Here is a 22450-nt window from a genome sequence, read left to right on the forward strand (position 1 = left end):
ACGGCACCCGGATCACCGACCGACCCGAAGGCCGCCCCTTCTACATCCTCGTCAAGGAAGACGACACCTGGCGCATCGCCGCCGCCCAGAACACCGTCGTAGCCGACTGATCCTCCCCCTCCCACACGACTTGCGGTGCAGGTTTCTCACTCGAAGCAGCAGCAGGAAGGACCTTTCATGACGACCCAGCAGATGTCCGACGAGGCACTCGCCGGACAGCCCGCCGCGTACTGGACCGGTGTCGCCTACGAGGCGCTGATCGCGTTCACCCGGGCCCGGCAGACCGAGAAGGGCTACACCCAGCCCCAGCTCTGGCTGCTGCGCAACCTGTCGGTGAACGACATCTCGCCCGACGGCGAGGGGATGACCGTGGCCGAGCTGCGGGAGGCGATGAAGCTGTACATCCGGCCCGAGGACGACCTGGCGGCAGAATCCGCGGTGCTGGAGGAGCGCGGCTGGCTGAGGCGGGATGCCGAGGACCGGCTGTGGCTCACCGAGGCGGGGGAGCAGGCCCGGGTGGACCTCGCACGCAACGCGCCCGCGATCCGTGCCGCCCTCCACGAGGGCATCGATGACGCGGACTACGTCGTCGCGCTGAAGGTGCTCGGTCGGCTGATCCGCAACGCGGGCGGGACGGCTCCCTGACAGGTCGGCGGGCGGCCTCCTGATTCCCAGGTTCGGGCATCCGTCGCACGGCCTACTCGCGCTGTTGAGTGCCTGTGTGTGAGGCCGCATGCCAACTGTGGGTTGAGGGTCGGGTTCTACGCTGCTCCGTGGCGAGCAGGACGGGTGGGCGGCGGTGCCCGGCCTGCGGATGTGTAACAGATCGTCAGGTTCGGTGCCTCTCTTCTACGGGGGCGCGATCACGCCGATGGCGCCCAGTGATGCGACACCGACCGAGGAATCTGGGGATCGACACATGAGGCGAGTACGACACTGGGCCGTGGCCGCACTGGCGGCTTCCGTGCTGACGGCGGCGACGGTCAGCGGGGCCACCACGGCCACGGCGGCCGGGGCGCCGGGAGCCGACGGCGTGCAGGTGGACGGCGCGCGGGCGGCGGGGGCGCGCTTCACACCGGCGAAGCTGCCGCTGGAGGACGCGGTGCTCAGCTCCGGCGCGCAGCTCGACGCCCGCACCACCTGGGCGGCCGGCTTCCGGATCACCGGGGCCGACCAGAGGCTGCTGTTCACCCCGGTGGTCACGGAGCGGGTGGGAGGGGACGGCGCCTGGCGTGAACTCCCGGCCCCCACTACCGACTACGACGGCCGGGCGACGGCGGTGGCGGGCAGTTCGCCGCGCGACGCCTGGCTCGTGGGCGACCTCGACCGGCGCACCGGCCGGATCCTGGCCGAGCACTGGGACGGCACCGCGTGGACCAGCACCACCGTCGAGGCGCCGCCCGGAGAGGTCAACTCCCTCTATCTGCTCGGCGTCTCCGCACCGCAGCCGGGCCGGGCCTGGGCGGTCGGTGGTGCGGCGGTCGTCACCGCCCGGACCCCGGGCCCCGTCCCCGGGAGCGACTCGGTGGAGCAGAGGACCACCGGACTGATCGAACGTTGGGACGGTACCGCCTGGCACCGGCTCGCCGTTCCCGAGATCGACGGGGACTGGTGGCTCAGCTCCGTCACCGAGATCGCGCCGGACGACGTCTGGGCGGTCGGGAACACCGGCTACCCCGACGACCAGCCCGTCCTGCTGCACTACGACGGCCGGGACTGGACCAGGGTCACCGCCCCCGCCTTCACCGGGCTCTACGGCGAGTACCAGAGCGTTGCGGCCGCCGGGCCCGACGACGTATGGGTGGTGGGCCGGGCCGTCCTCACCGACAAGGACCGCGGCCACCCGCTGGTCGCCCACTACGACGGCCGCTCCTGGAGCACGGTGGCCGCCCCGGAGGGCGTGGCCGGCAAGCTGTGGTCGGTCACCGCCGTCCCGGGCGGCATGGCCGCCGTCGGTTGGGAGGTGAGCGACGGGCCGGACCGGCCGCTCGGCCTGCGCTTCACCCACGGCCGCTGGGAGACGCTCGACCTCTCCGTGCCCGGCTACGCCGACCTGTCCTACCAGGCGGTGGTGGCCGGGCCGGGCGGCCGGTTGACCGCGGTGGGCGCCGGCATCACCCCGAAGTCGTCGACCTACCAGCCGATGGTGCTCACCGGCCGCAGGTGACGCCGTCCTGCTCCCGTGCCCGGTCCGGGCACGGGAGCAGGGGAACGCGCGGACCTGAACGTTCAGTTCGCTTTCGGTCGGGATCGTGTGGGAGGTCGCGGCGGCGGCCGCGGCGTAGTGGGCGGCGGTCGGAGGGCCGGAAGGACGGATCCGGCCGACCAGGAGCGCCAGGACGATGCCGAACGCGCAGAAGAGGGTGAGCCCGATGGAAGCCCGGGCGAACCCGGTCGCCAGCGCGTCCGAGGCCGTCGCGCCGGCCGCCTGGTGACGGCTGTAGACCGGGTTGAAGATGGCCACGCTCGCGCCGACGAGGTACGTGTTGCCACCCGGTCGGCGAGGTCGTCGATCGGGTCGCTCGCCGGCTGGGCTCAGTCACTGATCACGTTCGCGGTCTTGAGGCTGTCGATCTTCTCCTGGTAGTCGTCCAGCTTCTCCGGGCAGTACACCTTGATCACCTCGGCGCCGGCTTCGAGGATCCGCTGGTCGGCGACGATCGGGCGCTGTCCGGGACCGCCTGCTCCGTTGGAGAGCTGGACCAGCCAGAGGGCGCGTCTGAGTGCCGAGTTGGGGTCGTTGCAGACGGCGCCTCCGCTGGTGCCGAGGGTGAGGGCGAGGTTCTCGACGTTCCGGGGGCGGAAGCCCTGGTCGACGAGGGTGTCGTTCAGTTGGTTCGCCTTGCGGTGGGCCTCGTTGGTGGCCCTCTGCTGGGTGTACGTGAACAGTCCGATGATCATCATTGTGGCCAGCACCACGATCGCGCCGATGTAGATCCAGCGGTGCTGGGACCGCATCCGGGTGGGGCTCATGCGATGCCTCCGTCCACCGGCACGGCGTCCGCGTCGGGCCGGCGCCAACTGGGTTTGCGTGCCTTCAGGAAGCCGAAGGGGATGACCACCCCGAGGAGCAGCAGGCCGCCGCCGACGATGGCGACGTACGCCCAGCCGCTGCCGCCGCCGAATTGGGAGGACGGGACGAAGCCGATCGCCATGGCCAGCGCGGAGGCGACGAACCCGACCACGCAGAGCGTGGTGAGCATCGGCGCGCGGTAGCCGCGGGGGTGGTCCGGCAGCTTGCGGCGCAGTTGGATGGCGGCCAGGAACATTAGCAGGTACATGATCAGGTACACCTGGGTGGTGATCACCGAGAAGATCCAGTAGACGCTGGACACGTTCGGGATCAGCGCGTACAGCAGGGCGATCACCGTGGTGAGCAGGCCCTGGGTGACCAGGATGTTCTGCTGGATGCCGTGCTTGTTGAGCTTCTGCAGGTAGGGCGGGAGGTAGCCCTCCTGGCGGGAGATCAGCAGCAGGCCCTTGGAAGGGCCGGCCAGCCAGGTGAGCATTCCGCCGAGCGACGCGGCACAGAGCGCGAACGCGACGATCGGGACCAGCCAGCCGATGTGGAAGTACTGGAAGAAGGCGTCGAAGGCCTGCATCACTCCGGCGGTGAGGCTGAGCTGGTCGGCCGGGATGACCCAGCTGATGGCCAGGGCCGGCAGGATGAAGATCAGCAGCACCATGCCCATGGCCAGGAACATCGACTTCGGGAACTCCTTGGCCGGGTCGCGGAGCTTGTTGACGTGGACCGCGTTCATCTCCATGCCGGAGTAGCTGAGGAAGTTGTTCACGATGAGCACCAGGCTGGCGATGCCGGTCCACTCGGGGAGGATGTGCGAGGCGTCCATCGGTGCGGCGGAGGCGTTGCCCTGGCCGAGGAAGACGAACCCGAGCAGGACCAGCAGCGTGCCGGGGATCAGCGTGCCGATGATCAGACCGCCGGAAGCCAGTCCCGCGACCGCATTCGTGCCGCGGGAGGACACCCAGACGCCGGTCCAGTACAGCACCACGATGACGATCGCGGTGTAGACGCCGTTGCTGGCCAGCGCCGGGTTGATCACGTAGGAGATCGTGCTGGCCACGAAGGCCAGCAGGCTGGGGTAGTAGAAGATCGTCATGGCGAACTGGCACCAGACGGCGAGGAAGGCCAGTGGCTTCGACAGTCCCTGCGCCACCCAGTTGTAGACACCGCCGCTCCAGCCGGAGGCCAGCTCGGCCGACACCAGCGCGGTGGGCAGCAGGAACACGATGGCCGGCACCAGGTACAGGAAGACGCAGGCGAGGCCGTACACCGCCATGGTCGGCGAGGCGCGCAGGCTCGCGACGGAGCTGGTCGTCATCAGCGCCAGCGTCAACCAGGTGATCTTCTGCGATCCGGCCGTTGCCCGCGCAGCGTCCGAAGCCCGGGCGCCGCTCGACCGCCCGGCATCGTCCGCCGGCACCTCCGCACTGCTCATCGGAACCTCCCGCGCTGCGATCGGCTGTGAACTCACACCTCACACAGAAGGATCGCTACGACGCACGCCGCCGGCGCGGCGGCTTGGACCGTCCGAAGTACCGGGCGCGCCGCAGGAGCCGGCGGGCCGGAGGGCCTTTCCGGCCGGGCGCCGCGTGCCGGGTCCGGGCAGCCGCCCGCCTCACGGCCGGTCGGTGGTCCGCTCACGGCCGGTCGGTGGTCCGCGTTCCGGGGCCGCCGCCGGAGGCCCAGGCGCGGTAGGCGGCGACGGCGGTGGGAAGCGTGGGGAAGATCCGGTCCGTGCCGACGGAGTCGGTCAGCCCGTACGCGTCCAGGTCGGCCCGCAGGTCCTGCTTGACCCGGGCCAGGGCGAAGACGACGCCGCGTCCGGCCAGCTCGGCCCGCAGCGCCTCCAGCGAGTCGAGCGCGGTGATGTCGACCTCCACGTTGGCCTCCGTGTTGAGCACGAACCAGCGGACGGCCTCGGCCTCTTGGGCAACGGCGGTCAGCGCCCTGCTGCGGAAGTCCTCCGCGTTGGCGAAGAACAGGGGAGAGTCGTAGCGGTAGACGACCAGACCCGGGACGGTGTGCGCCTGCGGGTAGTCGTCGATGTCGTGCATGCCGGGAACACCGGGCACCATTCCCTGGACGGCGTCGTGGGGGCGGGCCACCCGGCTCAGCAGCTCCGCCACCGAAAGCCCCACGGCCACCAGCACCCCGTACAGGATGTCGAGCGCGAGCACCCCGACCAGGCAGCCGACGGCCAGCAGGAACTCCCGGCGCCGGAACCCCTTCAGCCGGCGCAGCCCCGCCACGTCGATCATCCGGATCGCGGCGAAGACGACCAGCGCGCCCAGCACGGCCGTCGGCGTGTACTTCAGCAGCGGGCTCAGGAACAGCAGCACGGCGAGCACGGCGACGCCGGCCGCCAGTGCGTACGCCTGGGTGCGCCCGCCCGCCGACTGGGCGAGCGCGGTGCGGCTGGCACTGCTGCTCACCGGGAAGCCGTGCAGGAATCCGGCGCCGAGGTTGGCCCCGCCGAGGGCGAGCAGCTCCTGGTTGGCGTCCAGCTGCTCGCCCTCGGCGCGCGACTCGAAGGCCCGCGCGGTGAGGATCACGTCGGTGTAGCCGACGAGCAGCACCCCGAGCGCGGGCAGCACGAGGCGGTGCACCTCGCCCAGGTCCGGCAGGGAGGGGCTGGGAAGTCCGGCCGGGATCTCGCCGATCACGGCGATCCCGTGGTCCTGCAGTCCGAACGCCGCCACCACCGCGGTGCCGGCGACCACGGCCAGCAGCGGCCCGGGGAGCCGGGGAGCGAAGCGGTCGAGGGCGAAGAGGAAGAGCAGTGCCGCCGCGCTGAACACCATGGTGGCGGTGTCCGCCTGCGAGAGGTGCCCCACGAAGTAGCTCAGCTGCGGACCGAACCCCTCGCCCTCCACCTCGACGCCGGTGAGCTTGGACAGCTGGTCCACCATCATGATCAGGGCCACCCCGGCCAGGTAGCCGATCAGGACCGGCCGCGAGAGCAGGTCGGCGACGAATCCCAGCCGCGCCAGCCACGCCAGCGCGAACAGCACGCCGACCACCACGGCGAGCGTGGCGGCCAGCACCGCGTAGCGGTCCGCGTCCCCGCCGGCCAGCGGGCCGACCACGGTGGCGGTCATCAATGCGGTCGTCGACTCGGGCCCCACCGACAGCAGCCGGGAGGAGCCGACGAAGGCGTACACGGCCAGGGCCGGGAGGATCGCCCAGAGCCCCGCCACCGGCGGCAGACCCGCGACGCCCGCGTAGGCCATGACCTGCGGCACGAGGTACGCCGCGACGGTGCCGCCGGCCAGCAGGTCACCCCGCAGCCAGCCGCGCCGGTAGCCCCTGAGCACGGCGAGCCCGGGGAGTGCAGGTACCGAAGGGCGCCATCCGCCGCTCCGTGGACCAGGCTGCGGCATGAATCTCCCTCCGTGCCCCCGTCCATGATGCGGCAGAGCTTCGTGGATGTGCGGCAAGGCTCCCGCCCAGCGCGTCCGCGCCGGAGGACCGGAGCCCTCCGGCCTCCTCCTGACGGCCCACCACGGAGGGCCACATCAAGGAGGGCCACACCACTGAGGCGTTGCCCACGCTGGGGTCTGCCCGGCGAACGAAGACCCGGGCGAGGGGGACGTCGTAGGCGGCCGGGTAGGCCAGGGCGCCGCCGCGGCCATCGGGCGACGGCCTCGCGGGCCGGTTCCGGGCACGACCACTGCGACAGGGGCGTGTGGGTCTCTGCAGGCAGTTGGCGGGCCAGGGCTTCGACCTGCGCGGTCTGAAGCACGGCGAAGGAGGCGGGCCGGCCCGGGCGCTTGCGGTCGGCGGGCCCGGGCAGGCCGGCGGACAGGCCGATCAGCAGAAGTGGATGACGTTGGGCGACGGCCTGCCGCGGACCAGTGGAAAGGCCGATGCGAATCCCTTCAGGCATTTTGACGCGACTCGGCAGGCGGCGGGCGCCCGGGCTCTCTGCCTGTCCGGGATCGCCGTCCCCTGAGCCGGGGCATCCGGGTGGCATGGCTGGTGCAGTCCCTGGGTAGCCCCGGCCGGGGCCGGCAGCGCAGATGCCGCCCCTACCGGAAGGCGGCGATGTGACGCTGAACCCAGTCGGCAAAGGTGCGGGGCTCGCGGCCGAGGACCCGCTCGACGTCGGGGCTGATCCGCTGCTCGGCGGGGTTGGGCTCGCCGATGGCATCGAGGGTGGTCGCGACCACGGGCTCGGGCATGAACCGCACCATCTGCGCGTGCGCCTCGTCGCGGGTCTGCTCGATGAACCGGATGGGCTCTCCGAGCGCGTCGCCGATCGCCTCGGCCCGTTGCCGGGGCGTGCTGAGGGCGGGCCCGGTCAACTCGTAGAACTGCCCGGCGTGACCGTCCTCGCGCAACGCCGCGGCGGCGACCTCGGCAATGTCGGCCGGGTCGACGGTCGGCAGGCCGACGTCACCGAACGGCGCGGCGACCGTCCGCTGTGCGCGGACCGACTCGGCCCACGCGTACGCGTTGGAGTTGAAGCCACCGGGCCGCAGGACCGTCCAGTCCATGCCCGACTGCCGGACGCTGTCCTCGATGGACCGCATCATGCCTCCGTGGGAGGACGACTGCGGTCGGGTGACGACTCCTATGGAGGACAGCAGCACGATACGTCCGACTCCGCCGGCTTTCGCGACGTCGACGATGTCCCGGGGGTTCAACAGCGCGGCACTGCCGCCGCCGTCGTGCAGGAACAGGGCGTCAGCGCCGTTGAGGACGGGCCGAAGGCTCTCCGGGGCGGTCAGGTCGGCCTGCCGGTGTCGGACTCCCTTCGGCACGACTGCGTCCGAGACCCCTCGGGATACCGCCGTCACCTGCTCGCCGGCCGCCGCGAGTGCCTGTACGAGCGGCCGGCCGACGTTGCCGGTCGCTCCCATCACTACGATCATGAACAACTCCCTTGCCACTGCACTGTGTTCCTCACGCCCGAGCGGGCGAGAACATCGCAGACCAGGGGCCTCATCGCGACCCGGCGAGGCTAACACCGTCGATATAGTAGGTACCTACAGGAAAGTGACTATGCATCAGGGAGCCAAGCGGCCGACCATGCGACCTGGACGGCGCTCGCGCCGACCGACGCCGAACATGCCTGTCCGATCGGCCCGGTCGTGGACATCGTGTTCAGCCGGTGGACCACGCCGATCCTGTGGACCCTCAACATGCACGGTCGGCAACGGTTCGTAGAGCTGCAACGACGGGTCGCCACCATCACGCCGAAGGTGTTGACCCAGCGGCTGCGGCAACTCGAACGCGACGGCATGATCTCGCGCACCTACCACCCGGAGGTCCCACCGCGGGTCGAGTACGAGATCAGCGAACTCGGCCGCAGCCTTGCGCCGCTGTTCGCCCATCTCGCTGAATGGGCCGCCACGAACCTGGATGAAGTCGAGCGGGCCCGGGACGACTACGACACCGGTTCGGCGCGGTAGTCGACTGCCCCACCCGGTTCCACCTTGCCGCCCCTCGACACCTGACAACACACATGCCCACGGCCGGCTCCGGAGTCAACCCCCGAAGGACTTCCGGAGCCGACCACTGGGACGGCCCCCGCCTCCATGCTCCGGAGCTTTCCGAAATCCCGGTCGAGCCATGCGGTCGGGTGTGCTGACCTGCAGAAATGCTGGCTGTTTGCATACGGGCGAGGCTGCATTGGTGCTGGCGAGGCGTGGGGGAGTGCAACGGCATCGGCTGCGCCGTCATCTGCCGGCGACGTCAGGAACGCATCAGCCTGATCGCCCGGAAGGTCACGCGGTGTCGCCTTTGCGTTCCACCAGTTCGTAGAGCTCGCCGTCCGGAGCGCGAAAGTGACGGTACCGCTCACGTCCGTTCTCGCCGATCGGCCCTACTGCGACGTTCGCTTCACGAAGGACCGCAACAGCCGCGTCGAGATCATCGACAAGAAAGCCTATGGACCGGGGCGTATCCCCCATCCCGCCGGGCGAGGCGACCGCGAAGGTCGATCCGTCGGGAAGTTCGAACAAGTCGGCCTCGACGCCATCCACTTGAACACGGGGCAATGCCAAGGTGTCGCCAAGAAAGCCGGCCATCTGTGAGCGATGGGGCGTGGACGTGCCCGCGAAGACGAGGCCGAGGATGCGCATGCCGCCATGCTCTCGCAACGCAACTGCCCCGGCGACTCAATTTGTTCGGAGTCCTCGACCTCGTCACCCCCTGAACGTTCCGCTGCCCCGTGCCTCCGCTCCCGGCCCCGCGCGGATCCGTCCCCCGAAAGCGGGGCGAACCGCGCGACCCTGGGCCGCACGGCATCGCACCGCACGGCACCGCTCCGCACCGGCTGGCCCGTCCACACCCGCGGGCGGGCCGACCCGGTCGACGGCTCCGCGCAGGTGTCGAGCATCGAGTTCAGCGCTGCGCTGCCGACCGCGTTGGAAGGGTGGCGTCGAAGGTGCCGGCGATCGCCCCGCATCGGTGCCCGGCTCAGCGGCAGGCCGCTCGCCAAGACCCACAACTCGCCCTTCGTGGCACTCCGCCCCGCCGGATGAGATCCAGCGGGGCGGAATCGACCGACAGCGTCCGGACGGTGCGGGCCGCCGCCCGCATGCGCAACCTCGCCCGAACCGCCTGGAGCAGCAGGTCGGTCGGAATCCCGGCCTACCCGCACCCGACCTTCTGTGACAGGCTTCAGGTGCCCATGATCCTCGCGAAAGTCGCCGGATCGGCGTCGAAGCCGTGGACCCCGGGCCGGAATCCCCAGACCCCTGAGCTGTCCCGGACGAACTCCGCGACCCGCGCCGCCGTTGCCTCACCGGCGCCGGAGAAGTCCACTGCCGCGAACTCGTCGCGCCCGTTCCGGATCTTCACCACGGGGTTCGCTATGTCCCCGAACGTCAGCCGGCCGGCGTTCTGTTGGATGGCGACGCCCACGACAACCCGGCGGTAGCGCTGCGCCAGACGGTCGAGTTCCAGGACCAGGCGCTCGTCGACGCCGAGGCCCTTGCCGTCAAGGCTGTCCCTGGTGAGTGTGATCGTGCCGTCGGGAGCGCGACTGTCGAAGTGAACCAGGTAGGCGGGGGCGACGGACGGGGCGTCGGCGGTGTACGTCGCGGCGACGAGGTCCAGATCGTGACGTGCCGAGCCGGCGGGACTCGGGTCCCACAACAGGTTTACTTCGATCCGTTCCAGCCCCTTGTTGAGACTGCTCACCGGACTCTCCCTTCGTCGTCACACCGACCCGGCAAGGCGCCGTTGAGTACCTGCCCGTGATGGGCAACGATAGTGTACTGACATGCTATTGACATAAAGTCAGCTTCGCTGGACGGACCTCGGGCCTGGCTGACCGCCCGGCCCGACCCGACGGAGGCGACGTCTTCGTCAGCTCCACGCAGGACGGTCCGGTCGTGCCCGGTGACACCGCCGGACGCATCGGCGACTGAGAACCCGGAACATGCCGCCCTCCGCCTGCGCGATGTCGCTCGAATCGGGCCGACTGCCCGAAACGATTCGCCGGCGGACCGGGCGGTTCCCGAAGCAGTCCGCCCTGCCACGCCTCCGACTGGAGTGCCTGGTTCCACATCCGGTCAGGATCGCACCGAGCAGCTGAGCCACGTCACTCCGGCAGGGGACGGACCGCGGGGTGGTGCAGGGATGCTCCGAGTGGAGTCCATGAATGGTGGACGTCCTCCCACGACCGCAGGCTGGCCTGAGCAGTGCCCCCGCACCGAACCACGCGGCGGCGGGCGGAGCCACCCGGGTTGTTCCCGACGGGGCGGCCGGGGACGACAGCGAGAGGGACCACATGGCGGAACAGGGCATCAGTCGGGGCGGCGTGCCGACCGTTCGCGGGATCGGCAGGTCCGTACGAAGGCGGCTGCGGCGCAGGCGCGCACGGGGGCGTTCCCGGGGCGCGCCCACCGGGGCGGCGCTCGTCGCGGCCGGGCTGGCATTCCTGGGGGCCGTCGGCACAGCACCGGGCAGCGCCGTGTCACTACCCGTCCGTGAGCCCCCGTCCGGAGCTCCGGCGCGGTTCGTGCCCGGGCCCTGCCCGGACACGCCCGAGCCGGTCCCCGGGCGATGCGGGTTCCTGGAGGTGCCCGAGAACCGCGAACGACACGGCGGGCGGACGATCCGGCTGGCCGTCGCGATCATCCCGGCCGCGTCCACGACGCCGGCCGAGGACCCGGTGGTGTTCATGGAGGGGGGTCCCGGCGGCGACGCGTTCGGGGCGATCCCCTTCCTGATCGACTCCGGTGTGAACCGGGAACGCGATCTGATCGTCATGGCCCAGCGCGGAGGGCGCTACTCGCAGCCGAACCTCGCCTGCCCGGAGGTCGACCGCTTCAACGCGGACGCGGTGGGGCTGCCCTACGGCACGCCGTCGACCGGGCGGCTCCTGGTGCGCGCCACCACGGAGTGCCGGGACCGGCTGACGGCCGAGGGCGTCGAGCTGAGCGCCTACAACACGACCGAGAACGCCGCGGACTTCGCCGACCTCCGCAGGGCGCTGGACATCGAGTCGTGGAACGTCTACGGGTACTCCTACGGTACCGAGCTGGCCCTCACCTACCTGCGTCGGCACCCCGAGGGGATCCGCTCGGTGGCGATCGACTCGGTCGTTCCGCCGCAGATCGTGAGCCTGCCCTGGACCTGGGACAGCGCCCGGGAGGGGATCGGCGCGGTCTTCGCGGCGTGCGAGGCCCAGCCCGCCTGCGGGAGCCGCTACCCGGACCTCCCGGGCACGCTGACCGAGCAGGTCCGCCGCCTGGAGGCGGACCCCCTCACGCTGACGGTGCAACCGCCGGCCGGAGGAGACCCGGTGACGGTCGTCCTCGACGGGGGCGCGCTGGTGAACCTGCTGGTCGCCGACGGTGGTGCCCTGCCGTTCGCCGACGTCCCCGCGGCGCTCGACGAACTCGCCCACGGGAATCCGGAGCGCCTCGCGCGGGCCCGGGCCGGCGGTGCGAAGCCCGTCATCGGCGAGTTCGCCCAGGGGCTGACGAACTCGGTGGCCTGCGCCGAGTGGGTGCCGGGCTTCTCGGAGTCCGACCTGCTCGCGGCGGGGCGCCGGGCCTTCCCCGACTGGCCGGACAGCGTCCTGGCCCAGGCCCCGCAGCTGCCCTTCGAGCACGACGTGTGCCGTGCCTGGAACGTCCCGGACCGCACCGCCGTCCAGCGGGTGGCCACCTACAGCGACGTGCCGACGCTCATCATCTCCGGAACCTTCGACTCGAAGACCGGGGCGAGCTGGGGAGCGTACACGGGGCGGACGCTGTCCCGTTCGACCGCGGTGCGGATCGCCGGCATCGGCCACTTCGTGGTCCCCCAGTCGCCCTGCGCGCAGACCGTCCTGGCCTCCTTCCTCGCCCAGCCGACCGCACCCGACATCTGCTGCGCGGCAGGAGTCGAACCGAAACCGTTCACCATCACCCCTGAGCCGGAGACCGCCTGATGTCCGTCCGCCCGCCCCACCGCCGCCGCACCGCGCGGCGGTTCCTCGCCAGGCTCGCCGGGGCCACGGCCGGTGTCCTCGTCCTCGGCCTCGCCGCAGTGCCCACCGCAGCACCCGCCGCGGTGCCCGCCCACGCCGAGCCCGGCGCCGGCGAGCCGCTCGGCACAACCGCCCGGACGGTGGGTCACGCCCGCTTCGAACCGGGCCCCTGTCCCAGGACGGCGGACCCGATCCCCGCCCTGGAGAGCGCCCGCTGCGGAACGCTCACCGTGCCCGAGAACCGGTCCCGGCCCGACGGACGCGAGATCACCCTCGGAGTCGCGATCATCCCCGCGGCCACCAGCAGACCGGCGCCCGACCCGATCGTGTGGCTCGCCGGCGGGCCCGGCGACGACGCGGTCTCCGAGATCCCGATGGCGATCAACGGGGGCCTGAACCGCGACCGCGACGTGATCTTCATGTCCCAGCGGGGGGCCTACTCGGCCGACCCGGAGCTCACCTGCCCGAACGTCGACGAGTTCAACGCGCGCACCCTCGATCTCGTCTTCGGCGCACCGTCCACCGGGCGCCTGCACGTCGAGGCCACGCAGGCCTGCCGCGAGCAGTTGGTGGACCGCGGCGCCGACCTCAGCGCGTACAACGGCACCGAGAGCGCCGCCGACTACGCCGACCTGCGCGTAGCGCTGTGCATCGAGCAGTGGAACGTGTTCGGCATCTCGTACGGCACCGACCTGGCGCTCCAGTACATGCGCCTGCACCCGGAGGGCATCCGGTCGGTCGGCATCGACGGCGTCCTGCCGCCGTCCCTCGCCGGGGGAGCCGTCACCTGGAAAGCCGCACGCGAGGGCTTCGACGGCATGTTCAAGGCCTGCGCGGACCAACCCGCCTGCAACACCCGCTATCCGGACCTGAAGGCCACCTTCGAGCGCCTCGTCAGCGAGCTCGAAGCCCGACCGGTCACCACCACCGTCACGGTCCCGGGCCACCCCGAACCGGTGGAGGTCGTGCTGGACGGCGGAGTCCTGGTGAACTGGCTGACCTTCGCCAGCCACCTGGCGGCCGGAGTACCCCGCTCCATCGACGAACTGGCCCACGGCAACCCCCAGCGGATCGCCCAGCAGTGGGCGGGAGGCAAGCTCAGCCCGCAGGCCATCGGGAGGACGTCCTACGGGATCGCCAACGGCGTCTTCTGCAGCGAGTGGACACCGTTCGAGAGCGAGGAGGACGTGACCGAGGCAGGGCGGCGCGCCTTCCCGTCGTTCCCCCGGTCGGTGCTGGCCAACGCACCGCTGCTCGCCTGGCTCCACGACGACTGCCGCGCCTGGGACGTCCCCCCGGCACCACGCTCGATCCGGGACGTGACGCACAGCGACATCCCGACCCTCGTCCTGTCGGGCGGGTTCGACTCCCAGACCGCACCGAGCAGCGGGCCGTACGCCGCCAGCACACTCAGCCGGTCCACCGAGGTCACGGTCCCCTACGTCGCCCACGTGGTCTTCGCCGACTCGCCGTGCGCGCAGGAGATCACCCGCTCGTTCTTCGACACTCCGACCGCGCCGAACACGGAATGCCTCGCATGTCTCCAGCCGCCCGACTTCGAGATCGGGTCGTAGGGCCGACCGGCCAACTGATCCGGGTCGTAAGGCCGACCGGCCAACTGATCCAGGAGAAACCCCCGCGCCGGAACGCCCACCAGGACCGGCCTCCCACTCGGTGTGATGTCCCGGCGAGCGAGGTATGGGCAGCGGGTCGGCTCGGCTCCGGACGAAGCCGCGGAGAGCGGCGACGCCGGCGTACGCGTCGTCGGAGCCGTCCTGTCCGCAGCGCCGGCTCCAGGAAACGACGCCGACCGGCGTGCCGTTGACGGCGTGCGCGCTTCCGTGGGTCAGAGCAGAGCGCGGAGCAGTGTGGGCAGTGCGTGGCGCAGTTCGCGGTGTCCGTAGGTCCCGCTGTGGGTGCCGGGGTAGATGTGGGTGGTGACCGGGGCGCGGAGGGATGTGAGCCGTCTGGTGAGCAAGCGTGCTTCGTCGGCGCACACGGCCTCGGTGACGGAGACGACGCCCGGGTCGGCGAGGGCGACCCATTTCTCGGTGCCGGGGATGTGGGGGTCGGGGTCCGGGCCGTCGAGGGGGCCGGGGGTGCCGTCGCCGGAGGCGAGGTAGACGGGGGTGTGGCGCAGGCCCTCGGCGTGGTGGTAGGGGTCCCAGTCGAGCCAGACCTTCCACTGGTCCCATGGGTCGCCGAAGACCGCGTAGCCGTCGACACCGAGGAACTTCGCGCCGGAGAGCCACATCTCCGGGTGCCGAATCGGGTGCACGGGAGCTCCGAATGTCGCGACGGCGCCGAACAGTCCGGGAATCCGGGCGGCCATGCCCAGGGCACCGAAGCCACCCTGGGACTCCCCGGCCGCCGCCCTGCGCGGTCCGGCACCGTACTCCCGCTCCAGCAGGGGAATCACTTCGCGCAGGAAGTACGTCCGCACCCGGGGCGGGCCCTGCCTGCCGTGGTTCCACCAGTCGGTCCAGAACCCGAAGAGCGGCATGCTCGGCATGACCACCAGGACATCGCGCAGCTCGGGCAGGTCCTGCACCCGGAACATCGTCGTCCACGTCGTGTGGTCGCCGTCACCGCCCGCGAGCAAGTAGAGAGTGGGCCAGCGATCACCGGATTTGCGGCGCGCCCAGCCGCGCGGCGTGAGCAGAGCCACCGTCCCGGGGCTGCCCAGAGCCGGGGAGTCGATGGTCAGCTCGACGATCCGATCGTCCACCTGCTGCTCCGCCACCGCCCGGTTCACGGCCACGGCAGGGGGTGCTCCCAGGAACGACGGCCCACCGGTCCCCAGCAACACCGTGCCGACGAGTAGCGTGCGGCGTGTGTGCACGTACGTCATACCCCATGTCTTCGGCTGGGTGGCACCGCAGCTTGAACGCCGGCCCCGGTCGTCGTCGGCCCGGGCCGGTCCGTCGAGTCGGTGGACCGCCCCTGTCGCCTGTCCACCCTGTACGGCCCACACCCGTTCGTGTCGCCACGCCCGTGGTCTAGGCCCTCTCTTTCGGATCTTGCCGGGCCCGCGACGCCGGAGCACGCACGCCCCCAGCCTTCGGCCGGGAGGTACCCCCACGCCGACTTGTCGTCAGTCGCCGATGGCCCCCAGCCTTCGGCCGGGAGGTGCCCCCACCGCATGGACTCCATCCTCCGCGCCGCCGATGCACGCACTCCGACGCCGCGCGCTGATCCGACAAGATCCGAATGAGAGGGCCTAGCGGTGGTGCGGGTGGTCGTGGAGGTGGCCGTTGTCGATGTGCCGGAGTTGTTCGTCGGCGTCCCGTCCGTGCAGCAGCGGTTCGCGGCGGTCCCAGGTCGTGCCGTCGCGCTGGTCCTTGCGGCGTCGCGCCATGGCGGACAGGGCCTCCAGGACGACCCGGTTGCCGAGCAGGGCGGTGACGTCGGCGTGGTCGTAGGGCGGTGAGACCTCGACCAGGTCCAAGCCGACGACCGGCAGTTCGTAGCACAGGCGCCGGACCGCGTCGAGGAGCTGCCGGGGGGAGAGCCCGCCGGGCTCGGGGGTGCCCGTGCCGGGTGCGGAGCCCGGGTCGACGACGTCGATGTCGACCGAGAGGAACACGCCGTCACAGTCGTCGAGGGCGATACCGGCTGCCTCGGCGAGGCAGTCGTCGAGTCCCCGCTCGGTGATCTCGGTCATCTCGAAGGAGCGGATTCCGTGCTCTGCCATCCACCGGAGGATCGGCGGCTCGGGCCAGTAGCCGCGGAGCCCGATCTGGAGGAAGCGGTCGCCGCGCAGGGCGCCGGACTCGATGAGGCGGCGCATGGGAGTGCCGTGGGACACCAGGGAGCCGAACTGGGTGTCCCCGGTGTCGGCATGGGCATCGAAGTGGATCATGGAAACTCTGCCGAAGCCGAGGTGCCGGGCGACGCCGGTGTGGTCCGGCCAGGCGATGGTGTGGTCGCCACCCAGGACCACCGGGACGGCGCCCGAGGACGCGATCCTGAAGACGGCCGCCTCGATGTGCCGGACGGCTTCCGCTACGTCACCGCTGTAGAAGCCCACGTCGCCGGCGTCGTAGACCTTCAGGTCCCGCAGGGCGTCGACCCGCAGTGCCAGGCTCGGCCGTGAACCGTCCTGGGGCAGGTAGCACGCCCGCCGGACGGCCGACGGACCGAACCGCGCGCCGGAGCGGTAGGTGGTACCGCCGTCGAGCGGGGCACCGAGGACCACGATGTCCGCGTCGGCGTAGGTGTCCGGATCGTCGAGATCACACGCCGGAACCCCGAGAAAGGTGATCGGGGGGCCGAACACGGTGAGCGGTGGGTTCTGCATGGCCCTGCCTGCCTCTCGGAACGTGCGGGTGGGGCGTTTGCCAGGAGGCGGCGTACGGACACGCACCGGTCCTGGGTCGGCCTGCCCGGCCCGGGCCCGCGGGCAACTCCCCGGCACGTCGTCGCCCCGGCCCCGCGCGACCGTGTCGGCCTGTGCCGTGAAGCGCGTCCCGGCCCGCCGCGACGCCCTGCGCAGCCTCCGTCGCGGCGCCGACGTGCCCGGTGAACCACAGCACTCGACTGACCACTTCGGTACCCATGACACAGCCGATCGGACCGACCTGCAACGGCACGACACCGTGGCGGCCGAGCGGTCCGGCCGCGACCGCCCACTCGGTGCGGAACCGGGCCGCGAACCCGGCCGGTGGGCAGGCCGTCCACGACTCCCCGCCGAAGTAGCACCGGTGACGGCCGTTCCCATTCGGTCCCGAGGCGGCGAGGCCCTGAGCGGCCGACCCTCCCAGGTGTCCGGCCGGCCCGGCCGCGCACCGGCATGCGGGCGGGCAGCCGTCCTCCTATGGTGGAAGCGGAGCGTCCACCGAGGAATCCCCATGGTCGAGGGCCCGGGGCGGGACCCGTCACTACAGCACGTCACCGCATCCTTCGGGGAGCCGTCAGGACCGAACCCCGCACCTCCGGCCGCGCCGCCCCGCCCCGCCCCGCGCCGCTCCGGCCTCCGCGCTCGTCGGAATGCGGCTCCTCGACGGGGGCCACCGGCCTGCCGGCGCCCGCCCCTGCTCATCAGGTGCCCCGGCCCCGGCCGCGAGCCCGGTCCGGTGAGCCCGGTCCGGCGGCCGTCCGTCTCCGTCGGGCTCTTCGGGAACCGAGCGATCCCGCGCGTCCTGCGGACCGAGCAAGGAGCAACCACCATGAGCACGCGACGGCACACCGCACGGAGGGCAGGCGGCGGATACCGCACGTCCTTTTCCTGGCGCATTGTCACCGGCACGGCCGAGTACGTCGACCGGCGCATCGGCTGGGACAAGCTGGCCGTCGCACCGGGACTGCTGACCCTCCTGGGCCTGCGGGTCAGACTGCGGCAGCGGAACCTCCACGACACCGGTCACCTGCCCTCCGTCGGTGCTCCCGCGCCCGCGCCCCCGTCCGCGCGTCACAGGGTCAACCGGACCGCCGACGGCAGCCACAACGATCTCGCCGATCCGCGCATGGGCATGGCGGGTACGCGCTTCGCCCGCAACATCCCGCTGGACAGCATCGCCCCGGCCACCGCCGAGTCCGTGCTGTCCCGGCCGAACCCGCGCGAGGTCAGCCGAGCCCTGCTCACCCGTCATGAACTGGTCCCGGCCGAGTCGGTGAACTCGCTGGTCGCGGCCTGGCTGCAGTTCATGATCCGCGACTGGTTCAGCCACGGCACGAGCCCCGTGGACAGACCCTGGGAAGTCCCCCTCGTGGACGGCGACCCGTGGCCCGAGCCGCCGATGAGGATCATGCGGACACCGGACGACCCGACCCGGGATCCCCGGGCGCCCGCCGGGACCCCCGACACCCGCGTCAACGTCTCCTCGCACTGGTGGGACGCGTCCCAGATCTACGGGGCGAGCGAGGCGGAGCAGCGCGATCTCCGCACCGGGGAGCTGGGCAAGCTGCACGTGTGGGACAACGGGCAGGTCCCGTTCCCCTCGGACCCCGCCCGTGACCCTTCGCGGGTCCCCGGCTTCTGGCTGGGCCTGGCCATGATGCAGACCCTCTTCGCCCGGGAGCACAACGCGATCTGCGACCACCTGCACGCCGCCTACCCGTCCTGGGACGACGAGGAGCTGTTCCAGCGGGCCCGGCTCGTCAGTGCCGCACTCCTCGCCAAGATCCACACCGTGGAGTGGACACCGGCCGTGATCAGCCACCCCACCACCGTCGTGGCCCTGCGGGCCAACTGGTGGGGCCTCGCGGGCGAGCGCGTGCACCGCCTCTTCGGCCGGATCAGCGGGAGCGAGGTCGTCAGCGGCATCCCGGGAGGGGAGACGGACCACTACGGCATCCCGTACGCGCTCACCGAGGAGTTCGTGGCCGTCTACCGCATGCACCCGCTCGTCCGCGACGACTGGCACCTGCGCTCCGCCGCCGACGACGCGACCCTGCGGCAGTGCACCCTCCGCGACCTCTCGGGGCCCGACGCGCTGAAGGTCCTGGGCGCCGTGCGGACCGCCGACCTGCTGTACAGCTTCGGCACGCTCCACCCGGGCCTCGTCACCCTGCACAACTTCCCGAAGTTCCTGCAGGAGTACCGGCGTCCGGACGGGAACCTGCAGGACCTCGCCGCCACCGACATCCTGCGCAGCAGGGAGCTGGGTGTTCCCCGCTACAACGAGTTCCGGCGGCTGCTGCGGTTGAAGCCCGCCGGGGACTTCCAGGAGCTGACGGGCAACGCGGCCTGGGCCGAGGAGATCGAGCGGCTCTACGAGGGCGACATCGAGAAGGTCGACCTGACGGTCGGGATGTACGCGGAGAAGCTTCCGGCGGGGTTCGCCTTCAGTGACACGGCGTTCCGCATCTTCATCCTGATGGCGTCACGCCGTCTGAACAGCGACCGCTTCTTCACCGAGTACTACACCCCCGAGGTGTACTCCAAGGCCGGTCTGGCCTGGATCGACGAGAACTCCATGGTCACGGTGCTGCTGCGCCACCACCCGGAGCTGCGGACGGCCCTCGCGGGCCTGACGAACGCCTTCGTGCCGTGGCACACCGCCGGCGGGACGGCGGACTGACACGAGCGGGCGGCCGGGGCCCGGGGACGGGACACGGCAGCGGATCCGGTCCGCGGCCGGGGCGCCGGCCCCCGCCCACCACGGGCCTGGTGCAACTGGACCGGCCGCCGGTCAGTGCGACAGTCCGACCGCACTCCCGCCCGGCGCCGGCTCCTGGCGGTGGCGGGCGCCCAGGCCGGCCTCGCGGGCGCGGACGATGGCTTCGGCGCGGGTGGCGGCCTGGAGTTTGGCGAGGATGTGGGAGAGGTGGTTGCGGACGGTCTTCGGGCTGACGACGAGCCGCCGGGAGATCGTCTGGTTGTCGAGGCCGCAGGCCACCAGGTCGAGGACCTCGCACTCGCGGGCCGTCAGGCCGGGCAGGGCGGCGGCCTCGACGCTGCCCGCCGTGCGGTGCCCCGCCGTGCGGTGCCGGTCCGTCAGGTACCCCATCGCCCGGGAGGCCACCGCCGGGCCCAGGACCACGCCGTCGGCGGCGACCAGCCGGACCGCCCGGTCGATCTCCTCGGGTGCGGCGCCTTTGAGCAGGTACCCGCGGGCGCCGGCCCGCAGGGCGGCGAAGACCGAGCTGTCGTCGTCGAGCATGGTCACCACCAGGACGGCCGTGTCGAGCCGCCGGCGCACGATCTCGCGGATGGCATCGGTGCCGGAGGCGCCGGTGCCGCCCAGGTGGAGGTCCATCACGACGACGTCGGGCCGGTGTCCTTCGACGGCCTCGACGGCGCGCTCGGCGGTGTCCGCCTCGCCCACCACGTGCAGGCCGGGCAGGGAGTCGAGCAGGGCGGCCATGCCCATCCGGAAGACCGGATGGTCGTCCACCACGAGGACGGTGACGGTGGGCTCCTGGGCGGGCCGGTCAGCGGGCATGTGCCATCCCTTCGCCGAGCGGGATCCGCAGGACGAGGCGGGTTCCGCGTCCGCCTTCGCCGGGGTGCCACGCGACGGTGCCGCCGACCTCCCGGGCGCGCTCCCCGGCCGACTGGGTGCCGACGCCGGCGCGTGAGCCGGCGGGGATGCCGCGGCCGTCGTCCTCGACGGACACGGTCAGCTGCCCGCCGCCGCGCAGGCCGACCGTGCAGGTGCGGGCGCCGGCGTGCCGGGCGACGTTGAGCACGGCCTCCGCGACGATCGCGTACACGGCGCCCGCGACCTCCGGCGGCACCTCGGGTACGGCCTCGTCGCGCACGGCGACGGCCAGGCCGTCCGCCTCGTACCGCATCACCAGTTCGCGCAGCGCCGGTACCAGTCCGAGTTCGGCCAGTACCGGGGGCACCAGGCCTCGGGCCAGCAGGCGGACCTCCTCGACCCGGGCGTCGATCTCCTCTCGGAGCCGCCCGAGGAGGGTGTCCGCCGCCGGGGCGGAGTCCGGCAGGAGGTTGCGGGCCGCCGCGACGCCGAGTCCGATGCCGGCCAGTGCCGGGCCCAGCTGGTCGTGCAGCTCCCGGCGGAGGATGAGCCGTTCGTCATGGCGGGCGGCGGCGAGCTTTCCGCGGGACTCGCGCAGGGCCCGGGTGACGGCGGCGAGGTGGACGGCGGTGGCGACGACCGGAGCGACCTCGTCGAGGGAGGCGCGGACGCGGCGGTCGAGGCGCTCGCCGGGGCGGGCGGTGGCCAGGAGGGTGCCGGTCCTGTGCTGACGCACCACCAGGGGCACCTCCAGCCGGTCGTCCCGGGCGTCGGGCGCGTCGCCCACGGCGGCCAGCGGCTCGCCGGCCGTGTCCAGGATGCTCACCGAGCCGAGGTTGAACGAGGTCGCGACGCTCCGCGCGATCCCGCTCAGGGTCTCCTCCGGGCTCGCCGAGCTGCCCAGGTGGCGTCCGACCCGGCTCAGCGCGGGGGCGGCGTCCTCGCCGTGCACCAGCCGGTTCACCCGCCGCTGCAGCCAGCTCCGGGCGGGCTGGAACCCGGCGGCGGTCGCCGCGGTCGCGAGTACGCGGCCGAGCGCCCCCTCGGCGGGCAGCAGGACGCCCAGCGCGGCGACCACGACGACGTAGCCGGTCACCAGGGTCCCGGTCAGGAGTGACCAGACCAGGGTGCGGCTGACCACGAGGTCGATGCCCCACAGACGCTGGCGCAGCACCGCGACGAGGACGGCGGCGGGGAAGAACGCCTGCGAGGCGAGGTGGGTGAGCGGGGTGAAGAGCTGGAGCACCGGGCTGTCGCCGCTCTGCCAGGTGGCGAGCGGGAGGAACGTCAGGGCGATCAGCGCGGTCCCGATCGCCAGCCAGCCGAGACCCCGGGCGGACGGGTCACGGTAGCGGCGGTAGGCGGTGTGGCCGGCCGCCAGCAGGCCCAGGACCAGGACCGCGCCCATGAGCGCTCGCAGGCCCGGTTCGGAGAGTCGCGCCGTGGGGTGGGACAGCCGGACGGCCAGCACGGTGGCGATCAGGGCGACCCCGGCGGCCGGCGCGGCCCGGACCGGGCCGGCCGCCCGGCGCCGCGTCGACACGAGGTACGGGACGACCGTGGCCAGGGCGAGGGTGCCCGGGACCCACGCGGTGTTCTGCAGTACCGCCCAGCCCGGCAGCGGCTGGTCGGCCGCGCGCCGCATCACGAGGCCGGCGGTGACCGCCGCGGTCCCGCCGCCGACGGCGGTCACCGCGACCAGCCAGGCCGCCGGGTGCGGCCTGCGGTTGAGCACCACGGCTGCCACCAGGCCGTACACCAGGGCGTCGGTGGTGTCGACGACGCAGTACCACCGGTCCGAGGTCCACGGCGCCTCGGCGGTGGCCAGCAGGACGACGGACCAGACGCCCAGGCCCCAGGCGAGGGTGAACACCGCGACGGCGGCGGGTTCGACGCCCCGGCCGCGGCTCGCCGGTCGTGCACCCGCCGGTCCGTCCGCCGGCCGCGGACCCGTCGGTCCGTCAGCCGGTGTCCCCGCAGGTCGGTCCGCCGGTCCGTCCGCAGGTGTCCCCGCCGGCCCGGTCGAGGGCTCGACGGGTGTTCCAGGTCTTCGCATGTGCGGAGGGTAGG

At 72.2% G+C, this 22450-nt stretch carries 16 protein-coding genes; 6 read left to right on the top strand and 10 right to left on the bottom strand.

Annotated features, from left to right (window positions below; translation table 11 throughout):
• Nucleotides 1-177: 177 nt before the first annotated feature.
• Nucleotides 178-645, top strand: a complete 468-nt coding sequence (locus AC067J_RS25530) for a MarR family winged helix-turn-helix transcriptional regulator (RefSeq protein WP_478302869.1) — start codon at nt 178-180, stop codon at nt 643-645.
• 274 nt (nt 646-919) lie between these two features.
• Entirely contained in the window at nt 920-2167 is a 1248-nt protein-coding gene (locus AC067J_RS25535; protein WP_478302871.1) for a hypothetical protein, read from the top strand.
• A gap of 368 nt (nt 2168-2535) precedes the next feature.
• Here AC067J_RS25535 and AC067J_RS25540 read toward each other — a convergent pair whose 3' ends face one another.
• The 4 genes from AC067J_RS25540 to AC067J_RS25555 all read right to left on the bottom strand — a co-directional run bounded on the left by AC067J_RS25540 (nt 2536) and on the right by AC067J_RS25555 (nt 7899).
• A complete protein-coding gene (locus AC067J_RS25540; protein WP_478302872.1) occupies nt 2536-2973 on the bottom strand; it encodes a hypothetical protein in 438 nt (145 codons plus the stop codon).
• The gene (gadC, locus tag AC067J_RS25545; protein WP_478302874.1) at nt 2970-4460 is read right to left on the bottom strand and encodes a glutamate/gamma-aminobutyrate antiporter GadC; all 1491 of its coding nucleotides are present in this window, start codon (nt 4458-4460) and stop codon (nt 2970-2972) included. The genes AC067J_RS25540 and gadC overlap by 4 nt, the downstream gene beginning before the upstream one ends.
• A gap of 202 nt (nt 4461-4662) precedes the next feature.
• Nucleotides 4663-6405: a SulP family inorganic anion transporter gene (locus tag AC067J_RS25550; RefSeq protein WP_478302875.1), complete on the bottom strand. Its 1743-nt coding sequence runs from the start codon at nt 6403-6405 to the stop codon at nt 4663-4665.
• A 648-nt stretch (nt 6406-7053) separates the two neighbouring features.
• Nucleotides 7054-7899: an NAD(P)H-binding protein gene (locus AC067J_RS25555; protein ID WP_478302877.1), complete on the bottom strand. Its 846-nt coding sequence runs from the start codon at nt 7897-7899 to the stop codon at nt 7054-7056.
• A 207-nt stretch (nt 7900-8106) separates the two neighbouring features.
• Between AC067J_RS25555 and AC067J_RS25560 the strand changes: the two genes are divergently transcribed.
• Nucleotides 8107-8439 (top strand): winged helix-turn-helix transcriptional regulator, encoded by a 333-nt coding sequence (locus AC067J_RS25560; RefSeq protein ID WP_478303191.1) that lies wholly within the window; start codon nt 8107-8109, stop codon nt 8437-8439.
• Nucleotides 8440-8754: 315 nt separating this feature from the next.
• Here AC067J_RS25560 and AC067J_RS25565 read toward each other — a convergent pair whose 3' ends face one another.
• Nucleotides 8755-9111, bottom strand: coding sequence for a VOC family protein (locus AC067J_RS25565; protein WP_478302878.1), 357 nt, complete (start codon nt 9109-9111; stop codon nt 8755-8757).
• Nucleotides 9112-9652: 541 nt separating this feature from the next.
• Nucleotides 9653-10174, bottom strand: a complete 522-nt coding sequence (locus tag AC067J_RS25570; RefSeq protein ID WP_478302880.1) for a TerD family protein — start codon at nt 10172-10174, stop codon at nt 9653-9655.
• Between the two features lie 883 nt (nt 10175-11057).
• On the opposite strand from AC067J_RS25570, the gene AC067J_RS25575 reads away from it, so the two are divergent.
• Nucleotides 11058-12416, top strand: coding sequence for an alpha/beta fold hydrolase (locus AC067J_RS25575; RefSeq protein ID WP_478302882.1), 1359 nt, complete (start codon nt 11058-11060; stop codon nt 12414-12416).
• Nucleotides 12416-14029, top strand: coding sequence for an alpha/beta fold hydrolase (locus tag AC067J_RS25580; RefSeq protein ID WP_478302884.1), 1614 nt, complete (start codon nt 12416-12418; stop codon nt 14027-14029). The genes AC067J_RS25575 and AC067J_RS25580 overlap by 1 nt, the downstream gene beginning before the upstream one ends.
• A gap of 272 nt (nt 14030-14301) precedes the next feature.
• Here the strand turns inward: AC067J_RS25580 and AC067J_RS25585 are convergent, their stop codons facing one another.
• Nucleotides 14302-15216 (bottom strand): alpha/beta hydrolase, encoded by a 915-nt coding sequence (locus AC067J_RS25585; RefSeq protein ID WP_478302886.1) that lies wholly within the window; start codon nt 15214-15216, stop codon nt 14302-14304.
• A 459-nt stretch (nt 15217-15675) separates the two neighbouring features.
• A complete protein-coding gene (gene speB, locus AC067J_RS25590; RefSeq protein WP_478302888.1) occupies nt 15676-16755 on the bottom strand; it encodes an agmatinase in 1080 nt (359 codons plus the stop codon).
• Nucleotides 16756-17623: 868 nt separating this feature from the next.
• On the opposite strand from speB, the gene AC067J_RS25595 reads away from it, so the two are divergent.
• Entirely contained in the window at nt 17624-19477 is a 1854-nt protein-coding gene (locus AC067J_RS25595; protein ID WP_478302890.1) for a peroxidase family protein, read from the top strand.
• A gap of 111 nt (nt 19478-19588) precedes the next feature.
• Here AC067J_RS25595 and AC067J_RS25600 read toward each other — a convergent pair whose 3' ends face one another.
• Together AC067J_RS25600 and AC067J_RS25605 are read right to left on the bottom strand one after the other, a co-directional pair.
• On the bottom strand, nt 19589-20341 hold the full coding sequence (locus tag AC067J_RS25600; RefSeq protein WP_478302892.1) for a response regulator: 753 nt from the start codon (nt 20339-20341) through the stop codon (nt 19589-19591).
• Nucleotides 20331-22253 (bottom strand): sensor histidine kinase, encoded by a 1923-nt coding sequence (locus AC067J_RS25605; RefSeq protein WP_478302894.1) that lies wholly within the window; start codon nt 22251-22253, stop codon nt 20331-20333. The genes AC067J_RS25600 and AC067J_RS25605 overlap by 11 nt, the downstream gene beginning before the upstream one ends.
• Nucleotides 22254-22450: the final 197 nt, after the last annotated feature.

The organism is Kitasatospora sp. NPDC042419 (assembly GCF_056437345.1).

What these genes read in the sequence shown, in the direction of transcription:
- gadC (WP_478302874.1), bottom strand. Translation starts at nt 4,460, where the DNA reads ATGAGCAGTGCGGAGGTGCCGGCGGACGATGCCGGGCGGTCGAGCGGC.
- AC067J_RS25540 (WP_478302872.1), bottom strand. Translation starts at nt 2,973, where the DNA reads ATGAGCCCCACCCGGATGCGGTCCCAGCACCGCTGGATCTACATCGGC.
- AC067J_RS25600 (WP_478302892.1), bottom strand. Translation starts at nt 20,341, where the DNA reads ATGCCCGCTGACCGGCCCGCCCAGGAGCCCACCGTCACCGTCCTCGTG.
- AC067J_RS25580 (WP_478302884.1), top strand. Translation starts at nt 12,416, where the DNA reads ATGTCCGTCCGCCCGCCCCACCGCCGCCGCACCGCGCGGCGGTTCCTC.
- AC067J_RS25550 (WP_478302875.1), bottom strand. Translation starts at nt 6,405, where the DNA reads ATGCCGCAGCCTGGTCCACGGAGCGGCGGATGGCGCCCTTCGGTACCT.
- AC067J_RS25530 (WP_478302869.1), top strand. Translation starts at nt 178, where the DNA reads ATGACGACCCAGCAGATGTCCGACGAGGCACTCGCCGGACAGCCCGCC.
- AC067J_RS25595 (WP_478302890.1), top strand. Translation starts at nt 17,624, where the DNA reads ATGAGCACGCGACGGCACACCGCACGGAGGGCAGGCGGCGGATACCGC.
- AC067J_RS25535 (WP_478302871.1), top strand. Translation starts at nt 920, where the DNA reads ATGAGGCGAGTACGACACTGGGCCGTGGCCGCACTGGCGGCTTCCGTG.
- speB (WP_478302888.1), bottom strand. Translation starts at nt 16,755, where the DNA reads ATGCAGAACCCACCGCTCACCGTGTTCGGCCCCCCGATCACCTTTCTC.
- AC067J_RS25565 (WP_478302878.1), bottom strand. Translation starts at nt 9,111, where the DNA reads ATGCGCATCCTCGGCCTCGTCTTCGCGGGCACGTCCACGCCCCATCGC.
- AC067J_RS25555 (WP_478302877.1), bottom strand. Translation starts at nt 7,899, where the DNA reads ATGATCGTAGTGATGGGAGCGACCGGCAACGTCGGCCGGCCGCTCGTA.